The organism is Aerococcus sp. HMSC23C02 (assembly GCF_001806805.1).
In the GTDB taxonomy this organism is placed as follows: Bacteria; Bacillota; Bacilli; order Lactobacillales; family Aerococcaceae; genus Aerococcus; species Aerococcus sanguinicola.
In genome coordinates, this window is sequence record NZ_KV786040.1 from 112,636 (window position 1) to 129,492 (window position 16,857).

General features: G+C 46.5%; 18 protein-coding genes. 13 read left to right on the forward strand and 5 right to left on the reverse strand.

Going from position 1 to position 16,857, the window contains the following annotated elements:
• The first annotated feature begins 13 nt into the window (after positions 1-13).
• Together HMPREF3090_RS01325 and HMPREF3090_RS01330 are read left to right on the forward strand one after the other, a co-directional pair.
• Positions 14-925 carry a PTS system mannose/fructose/sorbose family transporter subunit IID gene (locus HMPREF3090_RS01325; RefSeq protein WP_067973227.1) on the forward strand — a complete coding sequence of 304 codons (912 nt, stop codon included), beginning with the start codon at positions 14-16 and terminating at the stop codon, positions 923-925.
• Positions 926-1,064: 139 nt separating this feature from the next.
• A complete protein-coding gene (locus tag HMPREF3090_RS01330) occupies positions 1,065-1,436 on the forward strand; it encodes a DUF956 family protein (protein WP_067973217.1) in 372 nt (123 codons plus the stop codon).
• Here the strand turns inward: HMPREF3090_RS01330 and manA are convergent.
• Positions 1,433-2,401, reverse strand: a complete 969-nt coding sequence (gene manA, locus HMPREF3090_RS01335; RefSeq protein WP_067973215.1) for a mannose-6-phosphate isomerase, class I — start codon at positions 2,399-2,401, stop codon at positions 1,433-1,435. The two genes, HMPREF3090_RS01330 and manA, sit on opposite strands and share 4 nt — an antisense overlap.
• Before the next feature lie 110 nt (positions 2,402-2,511).
• Here manA and HMPREF3090_RS10010 point away from each other — a divergent pair, with 110 nt between their 5' ends.
• Positions 2,512-2,778 (forward strand): DeoR family transcriptional regulator, encoded by a 267-nt coding sequence (locus tag HMPREF3090_RS10010; protein WP_306345439.1) that lies wholly within the window; start codon positions 2,512-2,514, stop codon positions 2,776-2,778.
• Positions 2,778-3,269, forward strand: a complete 492-nt coding sequence (locus HMPREF3090_RS10015; protein WP_306345440.1) for a DeoR/GlpR family DNA-binding transcription regulator — start codon at positions 2,778-2,780, stop codon at positions 3,267-3,269. The genes HMPREF3090_RS10010 and HMPREF3090_RS10015 overlap by 1 nt, the downstream gene beginning before the upstream one ends.
• 580 nt (positions 3,270-3,849) lie before the next feature.
• On the opposite strand, the gene HMPREF3090_RS01345 is transcribed toward HMPREF3090_RS10015, so the two are convergent.
• Positions 3,850-4,632, reverse strand: coding sequence for an alpha/beta hydrolase (locus HMPREF3090_RS01345; RefSeq protein WP_067973214.1), 783 nt, complete (start codon positions 4,630-4,632; stop codon positions 3,850-3,852).
• 419 nt (positions 4,633-5,051) lie between these two features.
• Here HMPREF3090_RS01345 and HMPREF3090_RS01350 point away from each other — a divergent pair, with 419 nt between their 5' ends.
• Positions 5,052-5,534: a metal-sulfur cluster assembly factor gene (locus tag HMPREF3090_RS01350; RefSeq protein WP_230080840.1), complete on the forward strand. Its 483-nt coding sequence runs from the start codon at positions 5,052-5,054 to the stop codon at positions 5,532-5,534.
• 361 nt (positions 5,535-5,895) lie between these two features.
• On the opposite strand, the gene HMPREF3090_RS09795 is transcribed toward HMPREF3090_RS01350, so the two are convergent.
• Positions 5,896-6,033, reverse strand: a complete 138-nt coding sequence (locus tag HMPREF3090_RS09795; RefSeq protein ID WP_168140243.1) for a hypothetical protein — start codon at positions 6,031-6,033, stop codon at positions 5,896-5,898.
• 213 nt (positions 6,034-6,246) lie between these two features.
• Between HMPREF3090_RS09795 and HMPREF3090_RS01355 the strand changes: the two genes are divergently transcribed.
• The 5 genes from HMPREF3090_RS01355 (at position 6,247) to HMPREF3090_RS01375 (ending at position 10,857) form a co-directional block, all read left to right on the forward strand.
• Positions 6,247-7,536 carry a sugar ABC transporter substrate-binding protein gene (locus HMPREF3090_RS01355; RefSeq protein ID WP_067973212.1) on the forward strand — a complete coding sequence of 430 codons (1,290 nt, stop codon included), beginning with the start codon at positions 6,247-6,249 and terminating at the stop codon, positions 7,534-7,536.
• Between the two features lie 321 nt (positions 7,537-7,857).
• The gene (locus HMPREF3090_RS01360; RefSeq protein ID WP_067973209.1) at positions 7,858-8,505 is read left to right on the forward strand and encodes an amino acid ABC transporter permease; all 648 of its coding nucleotides are present in this window, start codon (positions 7,858-7,860) and stop codon (positions 8,503-8,505) included.
• Positions 8,498-9,184 (forward strand): amino acid ABC transporter permease, encoded by a 687-nt coding sequence (locus HMPREF3090_RS01365; RefSeq protein ID WP_067973206.1) that lies wholly within the window; start codon positions 8,498-8,500, stop codon positions 9,182-9,184. The genes HMPREF3090_RS01360 and HMPREF3090_RS01365 overlap by 8 nt, the downstream gene beginning before the upstream one ends.
• On the forward strand, positions 9,184-9,933 hold the full coding sequence (locus HMPREF3090_RS01370) for an amino acid ABC transporter ATP-binding protein (RefSeq protein WP_067973202.1): 750 nt from the start codon (positions 9,184-9,186) through the stop codon (positions 9,931-9,933). Before HMPREF3090_RS01365 ends, HMPREF3090_RS01370 begins: the two co-directional genes overlap by 1 nt.
• 15 nt (positions 9,934-9,948) lie before the next feature.
• Complete coding sequence (locus HMPREF3090_RS01375) at positions 9,949-10,857, forward strand: cysteine ABC transporter substrate-binding protein (protein WP_067973199.1); 909 nt, start codon at positions 9,949-9,951, stop codon at positions 10,855-10,857.
• Positions 10,858-10,956: 99 nt separating this feature from the next.
• Here the strand turns inward: HMPREF3090_RS01375 and cbpA are convergent, their stop codons facing one another.
• Positions 10,957-11,622, reverse strand: a complete 666-nt coding sequence (cbpA, locus tag HMPREF3090_RS01380) for a cyclic di-AMP binding protein CbpA (RefSeq protein ID WP_067973194.1) — start codon at positions 11,620-11,622, stop codon at positions 10,957-10,959.
• 311 nt (positions 11,623-11,933) lie between these two features.
• On the opposite strand from cbpA, the gene HMPREF3090_RS01385 reads away from it, so the two are divergent.
• From HMPREF3090_RS01385 to HMPREF3090_RS01395, 3 genes are all read left to right on the forward strand, one after another.
• Complete coding sequence (locus HMPREF3090_RS01385) at positions 11,934-13,754, forward strand: glycoside hydrolase family 3 protein (RefSeq protein ID WP_067976545.1); 1,821 nt, start codon at positions 11,934-11,936, stop codon at positions 13,752-13,754.
• Positions 13,755-13,934: 180 nt separating this feature from the next.
• Positions 13,935-15,281 (forward strand): hemolysin family protein, encoded by a 1,347-nt coding sequence (locus tag HMPREF3090_RS01390; protein WP_067973191.1) that lies wholly within the window; start codon positions 13,935-13,937, stop codon positions 15,279-15,281.
• Between the two features lie 76 nt (positions 15,282-15,357).
• On the forward strand, positions 15,358-16,062 hold the full coding sequence (locus tag HMPREF3090_RS01395) for an O-methyltransferase (protein ID WP_067973189.1): 705 nt from the start codon (positions 15,358-15,360) through the stop codon (positions 16,060-16,062).
• Between the two features lie 54 nt (positions 16,063-16,116).
• Here the strand turns inward: HMPREF3090_RS01395 and HMPREF3090_RS01400 are convergent, their stop codons facing one another.
• Positions 16,117-16,473, reverse strand: a complete 357-nt coding sequence (locus HMPREF3090_RS01400) for a thioesterase family protein (RefSeq protein ID WP_067973186.1) — start codon at positions 16,471-16,473, stop codon at positions 16,117-16,119.
• Positions 16,474-16,857 lie beyond the last annotated feature (384 nt).

Here is a 16,857-nt window from a genome sequence, read left to right on the forward strand (position 1 = left end):
AGGAGAATTCGTAATGGCAGAAGGCGTTAAACTATCGAAACGTGACCGGATTTCCGTCTGGCTACGTTCCACCTATCTCCAAGGTTCTTGGAACTATGAACGGATGCAGAATGGTGGCTGGGTCTTCTCGATGATCCCAGCTATCCGTAAACTCTATAAGACGAAAGACGAACAAGCAAAAGCCTTACAGCGGCACTTGGAATTCTTTAATACCCACCCTTATGTGGCTTCACCGATCCTTGGGGTAACCCTGGCCTTAGAAGAAGAACGGGCTAATGGGGCACCTGTCGATGATGTCGCTATCCAAGGGGTTAAAGTTGGGATGATGGGTCCTTTAGCAGGGATCGGAGACCCGGTCTTTTGGTTCACTGTGAAGCCGATTATTGGGGCCCTAGCCGCATCACTGGCCATGGGGGGCAATATCCTAGGCCCAATCATTTATTTTGTGGCTTGGAATGCTATTCGTTTGGGCTTCATGTGGTATACCCAAGAGTTTGGCTATAAAGCAGGGTCTAAGATTACCGAAGACTTGTCAGGAGGCCTGCTCCAGGACATTACCAAGGGAGCTTCCATTTTGGGGATGTTTATCCTCGGCTCCCTAGTTAACCGCTGGGTGGCCATCTCCTTCACCCCTGTCGTTTCAGAGGTTCCGCTAGACAAGGGGGCTTACATCGAATGGGATAAACTCCCTGCCGGTGCAGAAGGCATTAAGGTCGCTTTAGAACAACAGGCTCAAGGCCTATCGCTCGATCCGACTAAGGTAACCACCCTCCAAGATAACTTGGATAGCTTGATTCCTGGTTTGGCGGGGCTCTTACTGACCCTCTTCTGTATGTGGTTACTGAATAAGAAGGTCTCACCAATCGTGATTATCCTGGGTCTTTTCGCAGCGGGGGTTATCCTTCATGTGGTTGGGCTCATGTAGTTAAAAAAATTTCAACAGTTAGTCCTGGCCTCCACGCTACAAACTGAGGGCATGCCTTTGCCTGGCTCCTCCTTTGTTTCAGTGATCCAGGGCTTTCTTAATTTTTGTGCCTGCTGTTGAGTATCGGAAAGGAGTTTCTATGGTACAGTCTTTGAACCAAGAGGTCGTCTATGTGACCAAGGCAACATCGTTTTTAGGGATGACAGATTATGGTAAGATTCTCTTAGGTAATGCAGCTTTTGAATTCTATGACGACCGCAATCCTGCCAACTTTATCCAGATTCCCTGGGAGGAGATTGATTATGTGGTGGTTTCCATCCTCTTCTCTGGTCGCTGGATCCCCCGCTTTGCCATTCAGACAAAAAAAGCCGGCAGCTTCAGCTTTGCGGCTAAAGATGCCAAGGCTTTGTTGCGCCAAGTGCGCGAGTATGTACCAGCCGACCGGATTGTCCGCTCGCTTTCTTTCTTTGAAGTGGTTAAGCAGGCTTTGGGCTGGGGGAAGAAATCTTAGTTCTGCTTTGGATTAGGATGCGAGCAGATCAGACTTGCCTCTCCTCGGACTTTAACGCTGTGGATAGCATGCGGGATGATGAAGGACTGGCCGGCTACGATGTCGTAGGTCTTACCATCGGCTTCGATTTGGGCCTGGCCCTGGATGAGGCTGACCAGGCTGTAAGGATGGTTCGACGTGTCGACTTGGATTTCCTCCTTGACTTGCCAGTGGTAGACGGTGAAGTGGGTATTGGCCCAAAGCTCCGTGATTTGTCCGCCTGCCTGGGTTTCTGTGTGGGCTTGGGCCAGGGTATCTTGACTAGGAAAATGTGTCACATCGGCCGCTTGGTCCAGGTGGAGTTGCCGCTTCTGCCCATCCTTATCTTTGCGGTCATAATCATAGACCCGGTAGGTAGTGTCAGAGCTTTGCTGGGTCTCTAAGATAAGGGCCCCGCCTCCGATGGCATGGATGGTTCCGGCTGGTACAGGGAAGAAGTCGCCGGCTTTAATCGGAAGGCGTTTGAGGAGCTTATCCCATTGGCCTTCGCCAGCCATTTGTAGAAATTCTTCACGGCTCTTGGCGCAGTGGCCATAGACAATCTCCGTTCCTTCATCCGCAGCGATGACATACCAACATTCGGTTTTGCCGAGTTCGCCTTCATGGGTCCAGGCGTAGGCGTCATCGGGGTGGACTTGGACAGAGAGGTCCTCCTTGGCATCGAGAATCTTCACCAGGAGGGGGAAGTTAGTATCCTCAGGCTGGCCGAAGCCGAAGAGTTCTGGCTGGTCTTGGTAAAGCTCAGCTAAGGTCATACCAGCATAGGCTTGGGGTGAATGAACACGCGACGGGCCGTGGGGGTGGCCGGAGATAATCCAGGCCTCCCCGGTATGGTCAGAAGGCAGTTGGAAATGATAGATATCTTTTAATTTTTGCCCGCCCCAGATCTTTTCTTGGAGGTAGGCGTCGAGAAATATGAGGTCCATGCTAAGACTCCTTTCAAAGGCTTGTGTCTCCTATTATACGTACTTTAAGGAGGGAATGAAAGGGTGTCTAAGCTGGCAAAATAGAAAAGCGATAGAAGGAGGAAGAAGCAATGAAGAGACAAGATGCGATTGTGGAATGGGTGAGCCAGAAACGCAAGGTATCTGTGAATGAATTAGCAGACCATTTCCAAGTCTCCAAGGTAACCATTCGGAAAGACTTGGATCGTTTGGAAGAGCGGGGGATCCTGAGCCGCCAGCACGGCTATGCGGTGGTCAGCTCTAGCGCGGATATGAATTACCGTCTGGCAGTGAACTATGACCTCAAGCACCGGATCGCCAAGCGGGCAGCGACAGCCATCCACGATGGGGAACCGTGATGATTGAATCGGGAGGCACCTGCGCTCTTCTAGCAGAAATTCTTGCCTTTGAAAACCGCGACATTACGATTATTACCAACTCGACCTTTATTGCTTCCTTTGTCCGCAAGTCTGCCACTGTGAAGTTGATTCTCCTGGGTGGGGAATACCAGAAGGACTCCCAGGTCTGTGTGGGCCCCTTCCTGCGTGAAATTGCTTCCTACTTTCAGGTCCACCATTTCTTTATGGGCATGGACGGTTTTGATTTAAAGAAAGGCTTTACAGGCGTTGACGTTGCACGAATCGATGCGGCCCGGACCCTGGCTGAGTCTGCCCAAGAGCTTAATGTGCTGATGGATTCCTCTAAATTTACTAACAGCCAAGGCATCCTACAATTTCGCTTGGAGGAGGTTGACCGGGTCTACACGGACACCGGGATCCCCCAAAATATTTCCCAGGCCCTAGACCAGGCCGGGGTAGATTTGGTCCAAGTGCCGGCTGAAGAGGAATAGCTTAGCTAAAATAATAATAAAAAGCAAGAGCTGCCACTTCTAGTCTAAGAAGGGCTAGCTCTTGCTTATTTGTTTTATCTTAGATTGTATTAAAGAACACCATTCCACTTTGATGGTGGTCGTTAAAGAGAGACATGGCATGAGCTCGAGTGGAGCGACTTAGAGATGAAGTTAGAGGCTGTGTTTGCAGCGTTGCTAGCTTCTTCTCATCTAGTAAGATTCTGAGTTAGAGCAGACTTGAAGTGATTTCACCCAATCGGAACGATCGGCTAAAGCCGCTCTTTTCCGTTTGGGTTCCAATCATTCAAGTCTAAGCGCTCTTGCTCACACCCTGCTTTAGTCGGGGTCGCAAGAGCAGCTTTGGAGTGCTTTCGCAAGTCGGGAACGTGCAAGCAGGGCTTGCCCTTACCCCGACTTACTCCAAGCATCCAAATCTAAGCGCTCTTGCTCACACCCTGTAGTCGGGTTCGGTCTGGCAGAAATAGCTCCTCTTCACCAAAATCCGCCGAAGACTTGCAGTCTTCTCTGGCTCTTGGCTCCAGAGGTCTATTTCTCCCGCCAGCCCTCTCACCCTGTTTGTTTAATCGTCTAGGCCCGGGAGCCAGTCGAGGACGTCTTGGATGTGGGTGTCCCAGTAGTCCCAACCGTGGCCGCCGTCTGCTTCTTGGAAGCTGAGTTGGAGTTGGTCTTGGTAGCGGTCTTTGAAATCATGGTTTTGTTCAATGAGTTCATCTTCGCGACCGCAAGTGAGGAAGACCTTAGGCAGGTCGATATCGGCTTCTATAGCTTGGTCCACCAGCTGGTAGATGTCTTTGTCAGTGCCCTTGGGATCTTGGCCGCCGTAGAGGAGGTCGAATTCAAAGGGCGACTTTGGATCAGGACCTTCTTGGTAGCGGGCGGAAAGGTCGGTGACGCCAGATAAGGAGGCCACATAGCCGTATTGCTCGGGATAAGTGAAGGCCGCCTTGAGGGCACCATAACCGCCCATAGAAGCCCCTGCGATGAAGGTGTCCTCCCGCTTGCTGGAAACGTGCAGTAGGTTTTGGATATAGGCAGGTAGTTCCAGGCTGATGAAGTCGCTATAGGCATAGGACTTAGCTGTATTCATGTAGAAGCCGCGGTGGGTAGTCGGCATCACGATCACTAGGTCCAGATCACGGGCATAGCGTTCAAGCGAGGTGAAGCGTAACCAGCCGTCCTCATTGCTGGATAGGCCGTGTAAGAGGTAGAGGACACGGTAAGGGGGACGGCGCTTTTGCCGGATGGCTTCAGGGGTGCGCTCACAGTTTTGCGGGACAAGGATATTGAGGTGCATATCCATGCGTAGGGTATCGGAATAGAAGCTAGCGTGTAGTCGGGTCATATATTTTCCTCCTTTAGTTTGCTTTGACTTCATTATAACAAAATCTATTAGACCGGTCCCTCTCCTTGTTTTTCGCACGCTTTTAGCTTGCTAAATCCATTAAACTATTGTATATTGTTAATAGTATCACTAGATAAGAGTGGGGGTATTTACATGGTTAGGCTATGACTATAGATGAATGACGCTAGTTTAGCAAGCACGTGTAAATGCGCCTTTTTAATGAGCTTTAGGTCTAGGTCTTGAGGCTGTCAGGTTTTTTATGCCTATTTTTAGCCTCGTCTCAAGCCCTTAGAAAAACTAACTCGTATCTACTAAGCGCTCGCATTTGTTTGCGAGCGTTTTTTTCTATCCAACTTGAAAATCTCGCTAAGCTCGCGTAAACTGTCTACTTAGCTGAATAAGAATTGGAGGCGATTCCTTTGACCATCGATAAAGATAAACTAGAAATGGGGAATGAAGAGGCCCTCCCCCTCTCGATTAAGGAAGAAATTGAAGAGCAATTGGCCGAAAACCAGGATTGGAATGAGAACTATGCGGCAGCGACGAATTCGGAACGCTTCGCAGACCCTAACCAGTTCACTGAACTGAGCTTGCGCGACCCTGAGCTCTATGAAGACGTATTGGCTGCTTGCCAGGAAGTGATCGACCCGGAGCTTGGGATTGATATTTATAATTTAGGTTTGATCTATGACTTGCTCTATGACGGGGACGGGCACTTGTGGGTGCGGATGACGCTTACCATGCCAGGCTGTCCCTTAGCTGATGTGATCTTCCAGACCCTGATGGACAAACTCCGAGAGATTGAAGTAATTCAGGATGTTAAAGTGGAATTAGTTTGGCAGCCCATTTGGAGCCCGGATCGTTTAACGCGTTATGCGCGGATTGCACTGGGACTCCGTTAGAGCCAACGACCGAGGTCGTCAGTTCCATTCAGTAAAGAAGCTCTCTAACAGGTACTTGATTACTACCATCACAAATTAAAAGACCGTTTTAGGATGATAAAAGTTTTCTCCAACTTTGATAGTCGATTTCCTTGCGCTTCCTACTTGTTAGCCTGTTCTTTACTGAAAGAGCTGGCGACTGCGCCAGGCCCTCATATCGGATCCCCCCCATTACCGATCCGATTGAGGGCTTTTCTTAACCTAAGATAAGGAAAAGCTAAAGAGAAGAAATGTTTTTATTATGGAGCCGAAATAATACGCTATAATAGGTAACAATAGTTGTTTTTTTATTTGGGCTTATGGTAACGTTTGAGTGAATACATTAAAAAGACATGCGAATAAAGAATTGGTCAAAGAAGCCCTTGTTGAGGAGTTCTGAGAGCAAGTCTATAGCTGCATTTGGCTTTTTAATGGGGATATAGAGAGCTTGCTTGTGGGGCGTAGTTAACTGATGATTCATTTGCTTAGCTATGCGAAGGGGCTTTTACGCCGCATCATTCAACAAATTACCGGCGGAGTATCCATTATTCAAAGAGAGCTGGCTACTGCTAGCTCTTTTTTATAACATTAAAACTAGGAAAAGTTAACGAGTGAAGCTTTAAATAGAGTTGAAATGAAGGTTCTGTACGGTTAAACTGTTAATTATGATCATGTAATTTAATGGAGGAAAACGATGGGGAGATTAAAGCAGTATTTAACCTTTATAATGTTGGCCCTTATTTACCTGACGGGATGTTCAAACGCTGGCATGGGAACTGGAGAAGAGACCTCTAGCTCTAGCCAAGAGCCAGAAGCTATCCAAGCTAGCTTGAAAGAAGAAAAACCAGAGATTTCTTTTATAGTTCCTGAAGATTATTGTCCAGATGCGGCATTGCTTGATCAATTCGAAAATGAAACTGGGGTCCGAGTGAAGCTAGTGCCTAGTTCTTGGGACACCATCTACAAAGAAATCTCACAGAAAGCTGTGGGAAAAGAGGCAGGAGCTGATATCTTTGCCATTGACTGGTCCTGGCTAGGGGAATTCAAGACAGCTGGTTGGCTGGCCCCCTTAGAGCTAGACGAAGAGACAATTAAAGATATACCTACAGTTAAGAATTTTCACGTGGGTAATGCCTATTACGCCTTGCCTTATGCCAATGATTACTGGTTGGCCTATTATCAGCCTGAAGCCTTTGCTCAATTAGGTCGGGCACCGCAAAACTGGTCAGAAGTTAGCCAGTTTGCAGAAGCTGTGCAGAGAGAAGCTAGCCAGACTCAACCTCTAGCCCTCCCTCTAAGTGGGGATGAGGCGACGAGTCGCTTTTTCTTTACCATGAATAAGGCATTGACGGGAGAGGTCTTCTCTAAGGACTACCGGCTAAACCGCGACAATGCTCTAGCGACCCTAGAAGTTTTGAATACTCTCAAGCAAAAAGGACTAGTTGAACCAGGCCAGCGGTCCCAAGCTAATCTTTTTGTTGAAAGTTTGAAAGAGGGAACAGCTGCTTATAGTTTGGGGCCAGTTGCACCTTATTTCCAGAGCCAGACCAAAGGACAAAATGAGCCCCGCTTAGCCCTTCTTCCTGGTGATAACCAAGCATCTAAAGCTAGTCTCTTTTTTGGGCCAGGGCTAGCTATTTCTTCTTACAGTGACCATCCAGAAGCGGCTCAATTATTTGTTGAGTGGTATACTTCGGAAGAGAGACAAGTAGCAGCTTTTGAAAAATTTGGGCTTCTACCTACCCGGCAATCAGCTCTCAACCAGGTCTTATCTTCAGGTCAAGTAGTGGGGGCAGATACTATTGGGCGCGTGTCAGAGGGGGCGGGGGCACTCTTTAGCAATGGTGCTCCTAGCTATTATCGTGAACTGAGTCATACCCTTGCTCGAAGTATCCATGAGATGCTAGAAGGAAGGCTCAGTCCAGAAGAGGCTGCTGACCAAATGACAGAAGAGGTCGACGCGATTGTTGAGCGCAACCTTTAATAGTCTGCGCTTTCTATTTGGCCGACGTCTAACATCGAGAAATAGCAGTTTTTTAGTAAGTTCCACACTTGCTAAGAAACTGCTTTTTTGTATTTATATTGTTCTTTTTTTGTTTATATTTTAAGCTTAAGTTTTATCCTTTCCATATCGTTAGTTATCGCCCCTCCCTATCAGCTATCTGAAAAATTCAAGAATATTAAGCTTTCGGGCCATTTTTGTTTTTCTGCTGATTCAGAACGCCTTTGATTTGGAATTGACAGGGGCTGGCTGACCGGCTATGATTTAGCTCGTAAAAAATAAGTGCTTGAAAGGAGTGAGGGAATGGATTGGGAATTCATAGGGGCGGTCTTACCGGAATACCTCAAAGCAGCAGGGCTCACCTTTGCCCTGGGCGGTTTGGGTGTTGTCCTATCGCTGCTTTGTGGTCTAGTTTGTGCTTTGGTCCGCTATTGGCGCCTGCCTGTCCTAACTTACCTCGTCCAAATTTATATCGAACTGTCTCGCAATACCCCTTTGGTCATCCAGCTGTTCTTTTTGTATTATGCCTTACCCAAACTCGGTGTGGTCTGGCCATCTTCAGTCTGTGCTATTGTCGGCTTGACCTTTTTGGGATCCTCTTACATGGCTGAAGCTTTTCGATCAGGTCTCGAGGCGGTTCCTGAGAGTCAGTTGGAAGGGGCCTACAGCCTGGCTTTAACCCGCCAGCAAGCCTTTCGCTATGTTATTTTGCCCCAAGCCTTGGCGACTTCGGTACCGGCCCTCATGACGAATGTGGTCTTTTTGATTAAGGAAACCTCCATGTTCAGTATTGTGGCTCTGGCGGACCTCATGTATGTGGCCAAGGAACATATTGGCCTCTATTACAAGACAGATGAGACCCTCCTACTCCTGGTTCTGGCCTACACCGCCTTGCTCTTGCCGCTCTCGCTTCTGGGACATGCCCTAGAAAGGAGACTCCAGCATGGCTAATTCAGGTCTAGAAATTCTCTTTGAGGGGAATAATTTCCTACGCTTACTAGAAGGACTTTGGGTGACGCTCAAATTGGCCCTGATTTCCATGGGCCTCTCCTTAGTCCTGGGCCTCTTCCTAGGGGTCCTGATGACGAGTCGCTACCGGGTCATCAAAGCCATCTTGCGGGTCTATGTTGAATTTGTCCGCGTGATGCCGCAATTGGTCCTAGTCTTCTTGGTGTATTTTGGAGCGGCTAAGCAGCTGAACTTAAATTTCTCTGCTGAGGGAGCAGCAATCCTCGCTTTTACTTTCTGGGGGACGGCGGAATTGGCAGAATTGGTGCGGTCAGCGATTGAAGCCCTGCCCCGGCAACAGACGGAGAGCGGCTTGGCCCTGGCTTTGAGCCGCAGCCAAGTCTACCGCTATATTATTATGCCGCAGATCATCCGCCGCCTCCTTCCCTCCATCACGAGTCTGATGACCCGGATGATTAAGACGACAGCTATTGTGGTCCTTGTTGGGGTGGTCGAAGTGATCGCAGTGGGTAAGCAGATAATTGATATGAACCGCTTCGACTATCCAGATGGAGCCATCTGGATCTATGGGGCAATCTTTTTCTTATATTTTGCTGCCTGCTATCCTTTCTCAAAGATCAGCCAGTATTTGGAAAAGAAGATGCAAGAAGGAGGTCGCTAATGGCAGACTTATTGATTGAAGTTGATAATTTACACAAATCCTATGACGGACAGACAGAAGTGCTCAAGGGTATCTCCTTAGCTGTTGAGCGGGGTGAGGTGACGGTCATCATTGGCCCTTCAGGCTGTGGCAAGTCGACCTTCCTGCGCTGTCTCAATGCCCTCGAAGCAATCGATGCCGGTGAGATTCGCTTTAATGGCCAGCCCATGGGCCAGTCGGAAAGTGAAATCCGGGCGCTGCGAGAACAGGTGGGGATGGTCTTTCAATCCTATGATCTCTTCCCCCATCTTTCCGTTATTGATAATCTGACCCTGGCTCCTTGCAAGGTCCAGCAGCGTGACCGATTAGAGGCTGAAGCGGAGGCCCGTGAGCTCTTAGCCAAGGTTGGATTGGAGGACAAGGCAGCAGCCTATCCCCGCCAGCTTTCTGGTGGCCAGAAGCAGCGGGTGGCGATTGTCCGAGCTTTGATGATGCATCCCGAGGTGCTTTTGTTGGATGAAATCACCGCTGCCCTGGACCCTGAGCTCGTCCGAGAGGTTTTAGATGTCGTTTTAGAACTCGCCAAAGAGGGGCTAACCATGGTGATTGTGACCCATGAAATGGCCTTTGCCCAAGCAGTGGCTGACCAATTGCTCTTCTTCGATGGGGGAGAGATTGTCGAGCGCAGTCGCGATCCCCAAGCCTTCTTCCAGCTGCCCACGACCCAGCGTGCCCAGCAATTTTTAGACCGTTTAACATTTGACCGATAAAAGGAGAAAAAGAAAATGAAGAAAAAAATATTCGCGCTCTTAGCACTAGTCGCTTTATTCCTTACCGCTTGTCAATCTGGCCAGCAAACCGACAAAGAGCCTGCCGCGACGGCTGGTAAGCAGGCGGCGGCCCGCAGTCTCGCGGAGATTAAAGACTCAGGCAAAATCCGCATCGGTGTCTTTGCGGATAAGATGCCCTTTGGCTATGTCGATGATAAAGGCCAGCCTCAGGGTTATGATATCGAACTCGCTAAGAAAATTGGGGAAGACCTCTTAGGGAGTGCCGACAAGGTAGAATTTGTTCCCATGGATGCAGCTAGCCGGGCTGAATTCTTGAAGTCCGGGAAAGTTGACATTACCCTGGCCAACTTCACGGTGACCGACGAACGCCGCGAGCAAGTGGACTTCGCCCTCCCTTACATGAAGGTAGCTATCGGAGTCGTTTCACCAGAGAAAGCCCTCGTTACCGATATTAACCAGCTTAAGGATAAGAAATTAATCCTGGTCAAGGGCACGACGGCAGAGAACTACTTCCAAAAAGAAGCGCCTGAGATCAAAAATATCGATAAATATGACGCCTACCAAGAGGCTTATGATGCCCTAAGAGATGGCCGGGGTGACGCCTTCTCCACGGATAACACAGAGGTCCTGGCCTGGGCCAATGAAAATCCAGGCTTCAAGGTAGGCATTGAATCCCTAGGTCAAGAAGATACCATTGCCCCAGCCGTTCAAAAGGGAAATCAGGAATTAAAAGATTACTTGGATGACTTGATTGTCCGTTTAGGTCAAGACCACTTCTTCACCAAGGCTTATGACAAGACCTGCCTGCCCGTTTATGGCAAGGATGTTGATCCTAAGCAGATTGTCCTTGAAGGCGATGACCTTAAAGCTTACTATGATGCCTTTAACTACGCTAAAAAATAAAATGCCAAATCAAAAATCCCGCCAGCTTGCTTGCTAGCGGGATTTTTGATGGATAGGCTGGCGGTCAATGATCGACTGTTGTCGCAGGCGCCAGACCTCTTATAGGCTTCCCATTTTATACTCGAAAAGTTTATCTGGTTCTTCAAGGCCAATATTTCTTAAGCCGCGGCGTTTGAGCCGGGCAACAATTTTTTGAAGTTCAGGATAAGAACAAGTATCGGAAAGGAAGAATGTCAGGTGGCAGAGACTGGGGTCTTCGAGATCGGTCAAAGTAATCATGCTATTGATCGAGCAGACCCGGCTAATAATCTTCGTCACCTTGGACATGGTCCCCCTTGATTCTTGAGGAACCGTAACGGTTAAGATATAGCTGCTGTCATTTAACTTCCAAGAATGACTGAGCATGCGCTCGAATTGATGGTGGGTGAGCAAGCCGAAGAAGCGGTTGTCCTGGTCGAGAACTGCGATATAGGGCAAGTCACGGATGTTAAAGAGCACACGGTAGAAGGAACTATCTACACTCACATATTTAGTGGCGTTCTTGAGCAAGAGGGTGACCGGTTCGTCGAGTGATTGGCCCTCCGCTAGCCTTTGATAGAGATGTGAGCGGTAGATATTACCTCTAAAAATCTTCTCATTGTCATCTAGGATGGGAATGCAGCGGAATTGGTGATCTTCTAAAATGATCAAGGCATCACGCATCGTTGTAGATGCCGTAACATAAACCACATCTTTCTTTTGAATGGTAAAAGATGAGATATTCATTGCTAGGATACCATCCTTTCTGTTGACCGTATACAAGTATAACACACCCCCTCAGATAATGAGAAGGATTTAAGTTTTATTGGAGCTAAGAATAGAAAAATTTAATCTAAAACCTCCTTTTTCTTAGTGAAAAACCAAAATTGTACCACAAAATAGACTTTAAAAAGGCTTTTTAAGACTTAGACCCCGATTCAAGTGTTAACCCCTTACATTTTCTAAGAACTTTGCTATAATAAAATAAAGGTCATAAGCCTTTATAATATCATGTGGACTTAATGAAAGGAGAGATGCAATCGATGGCAGAAGTAAAAATGCAAAAAGTCGATTTAACAAAAGCACCCTATAATTTAGATGAAAAAGGTGTTCAATGGGTTGAAGACACCATCAAAAACATGTCAATTGATGAAAAAATTGGCCAATTATTCTTTAATATGGGGGCTAGCGCAGAAGAAGATTACTTAAAGAGCGTCCTTGATACTTATCATATCGCAGGGGTTCGCTATAATAAATCTGATGCGGATACCGTCTACAATCAAAACAAGATTCTCCAAGAAAACTCTAAGATTCCTGTTTTAATCGCAGCGAATACAGAAGCAGGTGGGGACGGCGCTTGTACTGACGGGACCTATGTTGGACATGAAGTGAAGTTAGCCGCTACTAATGATCCAAAATATGGTTATGAAATGGGCCGAATTGCAGGGGACGAAGCAGCAGCTATCGGCTGTAACATGTCATTTGCACCAATCGTTGACTTACAAAGCAACTGGCGCAACCCAATTATCTCTGTTCGTACCTGGTCAAGTGATGTTCAAAAAGTCATTGATTTCTCTCTAAACTATCTCAAGGGAATCTCTGAAAAGGGCATCATTGCAACCGCTAAACACTTCCCAGGGGACGGGAATGACGAACGTGACCACCACTTATCATTTGCAACCAACCATTGTTCAACTGAAGAATGGGATAATTCATATGGTAAGATTTATTCTTCACTCTTTGATGCAGGCCTACCAGCTATTATGGCAGGACACATTGGCTTACCATCTTATGCTAAAGCCATTAACCCTGACATCTCAGAATCAGAAGCAATGTTACCAGCTACCCTATCTCGTGAAATCCTCCTTGGCTTATTGAAAGACAAGATGGGCTTCAACGGGGCAGTTATCACTGACGCTTCTCACATGGTAGCGATGACTGGTGCTTTATCACGTCGCGACATCTTACCAACAGCTATTGCTTCTGGTTGTGACCTCTTCTTATTCTTCAATGATCCAGACGAAGACTTCCAATGGATGAAGGAAGGTTACGAAAACGGAACAATTACTGATGAACGTTTAGAAGATGCCCTTCGTCGTACCCTTGGCTTGAAAGCTTCAATTGGTCTTCACGAAAAAGATCCTAAGAGCTTGTTAGCACCTAAGGAAGAAGCCTTGGCTCATATCAACACTGAAGAAAACCAAGCAATGGCTCGCGAAGTAGCTGACCAAGCCATTACCTTAGTGAAGAACAACCAAGAAGATGTCTTCCCTGTAACACCTGAACGTTACAAGAATGTTCTTCTTGTTATGAATGAAGGCGTTAAAGGCGGCTTCGGTCAATTGATCGCTTCAAAAGAATCCCCAGCTGATATCATGAAAGAAATCATGGAAAAACGTGGCTTCAATGTTGAAGTTTGGGAATCAACTGAAGATAAGATTATGAAGTTACCTAAGGAAGAACGTTCAGCTGCTGTTGCTAACGTTTATGCACAAAAACAACCAATCGCTAACCTTACTGACAAGTATGACTTAGTAATTAACTTAGCTAAGATTGCGGCTGGTACTGTTCAACGTGTAGCGTGGCCAGCTTCTAAGGGGACACCAGATAGCCCATTCTATGTGAATGAAATTCCAACCATTATGGTATCTGTTAACCACCCATTCCACCTTGTTGACGTGCCTCAAGTACAAACTTACATCAACGCTTACGATGATAAGCCATTCAACTTAGAAATCTTGATGGACAAATTACAAGAAGGGCCAGAAGCCTTCAAGGGTGTTGACCCAGTAGATTCATTCTGTGGTAAAGAAGACACTTACTATAATGTCAAAGAGGTTTACGAAAACCGTATCAACCCAGCTAAAACAAAAGCATAGATTCTGCGCAATAAATCGATGCATAAAGAGAGGGAGTTTATTAGCTTCCTCTTTTTTATCTCCGCCTAACTTAGCCCTGGTGCTTGCAATTTATGGAGGCAAAAGCTATACTTGAAAGTAATAGTGAGTATTTTCTCATTAATGAAATTAAAGATATGGAACAAAGGAGTAATGTCATAAATGGAAGGTCCCGGTGCCGAGACGGCAATTGTTAGTCAACTGTTAATTATCTTAGTTTTGACGCTGATCAACGCTTTTTTAGCAGGTGCTGAAATGGCTTTTGTATCAGTCAACCACCAAAAGATTGGTCGCTTAGCTGATGAAGGAAATAAGGCAGCTAAGAGAGTTCAAGCCTTGCTTGATGATTCGGATGCCTTTCTATCAACCATCCAGGTGGGAATAACTTTTGCAGGTTTCTTCTCCTCTGCCCAGGCAGCCACGACTTTTGTGGGCTATATCCGCCCTTATTTGGGCCAATTGCCAGGTGCAGATATTCTGGCTTCAGCCTTGGTGACCCTGGTCCTCTCTTATATTTCCTTGGTTTTTGGTGAACTTTTCCCCAAACAGGTTGCCATTCAATTCCCCGAGAAATATAGCATGATGGCTTCGGGAGCAATTGTTTTCTTGAAGCGCCTCTTTACACCTTTTGTCTGGTTGCTTACGGCCTCGACGAATTTATTGAAACGGATTGTGCCCATTGACTTCACTAAGAAGGATGAGCACTTGACCCGCGAAGAGATGCGCGCTTTGATTGAGAGCAGCCAGACAGACGGGGCTATCGATATGACGGAATTCCGCATGATGCAAGGGGTTCTCTCCTTGGATAGCAAGTTAGCTCGTGAAGTGATGGTACCCCGAACAGATACTTTTATGCTAGATATTGATGACCCAGATTCTTTTAATGTTCAAGAGACACTGAGTTCCCAATATTCACGCGTTCCTGTTTTTGCAGATGATAAGGATGATATTCTAGGCGTCGTCCATGTAAAAGATATCTTGCGCCAGGCCCACAAGAAAGGTTTCGACCAAGTCCGCATTAAAGATGTGATCAAACCGGCCTACTTTGCTCCAGAAACGATTTTTATCGATGACTTGATGCTGCAATTTAAGAAGGACCACCAACATATGGCGATCTTAAAGGATGAGTACGGTGGCGTAGTAGGGATTGTTACCTTAGAAGACCTGCTGGAAGAAATCGTTGGCGAAATTGAAGACGAATATGATGAAGCCAATAGTGAATACCGTCAGTTGGATGAGTCAAATTATGCGATCGACGGCATGCTACCTATCTACAAGTTCAATCAGATTTTCCAAACGGATATTCAATCGGATGAATCGGATACCATAGCCGGCTATATGATCGAACAACTAGGTCATTTCCCTGAAGATGGGGCAGCTGAACATTTACAAATTGAAAACTATGAACTGTTAACTACACTTGTTGAGGAGGGGCGGATCCGCGGCATCCGAGTGACCCGCCTAGCAGAAGACGCTAGCCAAGACAATGAAAACAAAGAAGATGACTAATAAAGAAGGTGGACAAGCGGGCAGGTTGATTGCCCTGACCTTGCCCACTCTCTTTTTTTGGGGAAGGAAGATTGGAATGCACAAGTTAAATGAAATGATGGACCGAGCAATCGTCAAGGAAGAGGTACTTGACTTTATGCGCCAGGGGCAAACGGAATTTCCGGCTCCGCTCAAGGCCATTGAAGAGGATGCCCATGAACGCCGGGTCCCCATCATCCCCCATGAAACAGCTGTCTTTCTTGACTTCTTCCTTAGCGTGAGCCAGGCAAAGGAAATCTTAGAGATTGGTACAGCTATTGCCTTCTCTGCTTCTCTTATGACTTACGGTTATCCCGATCGTCATGTAGATACGATTGATCGTTACGATCTGATGATCCAGGAAGCCCAGCAGAATATTGGCAAACTTGTCCTAGAAGACCAGATCCAAATTCTCCAGGGGGAAGCTGCGGAGATCTTGCCTCAATTAACCAAAAACTATGACTTTATCTTTATGGATTCTGCCAAGTCCAAGTACTATGAATTCTTTCCCTACTGCTTAGACCGGCTCAAACTAGGTGGTGTCCTCATGATCGACGATATTTTCCAAGGAGGAACGATCTTTAAGGACCCCAAAGAAGTACCTCGGCGAAACCGTGGAATGAATGCTAAGCTGAACCGTCTCTTAGAAGCCTGTCTGGGGCGACCGGAATTAAAAACCTCGCTACTTCCCCTAGGTGACGGGGTCCTCATGGTGCAGAAACTCCAAGATACGGACCACTTTGATTATATGAAGGAAGGCTAGTAAAAAGGCGCTGATCTGTTGAAGAGATCAGCGCCTTTTCTATCGATAAGTTTGCTATTTTAATTTGGCCATAAATTTTTCTGTGTTAACAATGGCTCGTTTGTGCTTAGCTTCCCCGACTGTCTGGCCATTTTGGTCACTTGCTTGAATGACTAAACTGATAACATTCTTTTTAATTTTTTTGATATCAGCATCAATAGTAATTTCACTGCCGACAGCAGAGGGGGCTAAGTGTTTGAAGTCAACCTCAATGCCAACGGTCGTTTCGCTGCCTTGGCAATGACTTAAACAAATTTCAGAAGCAACATTTTCCATATAAGCCAAGAGGACAGGGCTAGCAAGAACCTCTAATTCCCCTGAACCAACCTGTTTGGCACTTTGCTCTGGACGTACTGTAAAAACTTTTTTCATAAAATCCTCCCCGATAGACTTGACAATACAACACTTCTCTTGTTATTATATCAAAGTTGCTTGTCGGCGCACAGTCTAAAGGCAACTTAATTATTTTAGTAAAAAGGCTTGACCTTTAAACTGAAATGAGATATACTTGAGATCCGCTTGAGAGAGCGGTGAGAAAAAAGTTAAAAACTTTTTCAAAAAATATGTTGACAAGTCCAAAAGACTTCGTTATAATGAATGAGTCGTTAAGTTAGCGCTTACATAAAGCCAACAAAACGATCGGTCATCAAAAAACTTCCGAAACTTTTTCAAAAAAGTCTTGACAAGTTTTTGAAAAAGATGATATAATGATCGAGTCGCTCCAATAAGGCGACGAGATAGACCTTTGAAAACTGA

Bases quoted from the DNA above. Each gene is read 5' to 3' on its own strand.
- HMPREF3090_RS01385 (WP_067976545.1), top strand. From the start codon at position 11,934: ATGCAAAAAGTCGATTTAACAAAAGCACCCTATAATTTAGATGAAAAA.
- HMPREF3090_RS10010 (WP_306345439.1), top strand. From the start codon at position 2,512: ATGAAGAGACAAGATGCGATTGTGGAATGGGTGAGCCAGAAACGCAAG.
- HMPREF3090_RS01330 (WP_067973217.1), top strand. From the start codon at position 1,065: ATGGTACAGTCTTTGAACCAAGAGGTCGTCTATGTGACCAAGGCAACA.
- HMPREF3090_RS01375 (WP_067973199.1), top strand. From the start codon at position 9,949: ATGAAGAAAAAAATATTCGCGCTCTTAGCACTAGTCGCTTTATTCCTT.
- HMPREF3090_RS10015 (WP_306345440.1), top strand. From the start codon at position 2,778: ATGATTGAATCGGGAGGCACCTGCGCTCTTCTAGCAGAAATTCTTGCC.
- cbpA (WP_067973194.1), bottom strand. From the start codon at position 11,622: ATGAATATCTCATCTTTTACCATTCAAAAGAAAGATGTGGTTTATGTT.
- manA (WP_067973215.1), bottom strand. From the start codon at position 2,401: ATGGACCTCATATTTCTCGACGCCTACCTCCAAGAAAAGATCTGGGGC.
- HMPREF3090_RS09795 (WP_168140243.1), bottom strand. From the start codon at position 6,033: ATGAATCATCAGTTAACTACGCCCCACAAGCAAGCTCTCTATATCCCC.
- HMPREF3090_RS01400 (WP_067973186.1), bottom strand. From the start codon at position 16,473: ATGAAAAAAGTTTTTACAGTACGTCCAGAGCAAAGTGCCAAACAGGTT.
- HMPREF3090_RS01325 (WP_067973227.1), top strand. From the start codon at position 14: ATGGCAGAAGGCGTTAAACTATCGAAACGTGACCGGATTTCCGTCTGG.
- HMPREF3090_RS01395 (WP_067973189.1), top strand. From the start codon at position 15,358: ATGCACAAGTTAAATGAAATGATGGACCGAGCAATCGTCAAGGAAGAG.
- HMPREF3090_RS01370 (WP_067973202.1), top strand. From the start codon at position 9,184: ATGGCAGACTTATTGATTGAAGTTGATAATTTACACAAATCCTATGAC.
- HMPREF3090_RS01355 (WP_067973212.1), top strand. From the start codon at position 6,247: ATGGGGAGATTAAAGCAGTATTTAACCTTTATAATGTTGGCCCTTATT.
- HMPREF3090_RS01365 (WP_067973206.1), top strand. From the start codon at position 8,498: ATGGCTAATTCAGGTCTAGAAATTCTCTTTGAGGGGAATAATTTCCTA.
- HMPREF3090_RS01345 (WP_067973214.1), bottom strand. From the start codon at position 4,632: ATGACCCGACTACACGCTAGCTTCTATTCCGATACCCTACGCATGGAT.
- HMPREF3090_RS01360 (WP_067973209.1), top strand. From the start codon at position 7,858: ATGGATTGGGAATTCATAGGGGCGGTCTTACCGGAATACCTCAAAGCA.
- HMPREF3090_RS01390 (WP_067973191.1), top strand. From the start codon at position 13,935: ATGGAAGGTCCCGGTGCCGAGACGGCAATTGTTAGTCAACTGTTAATT.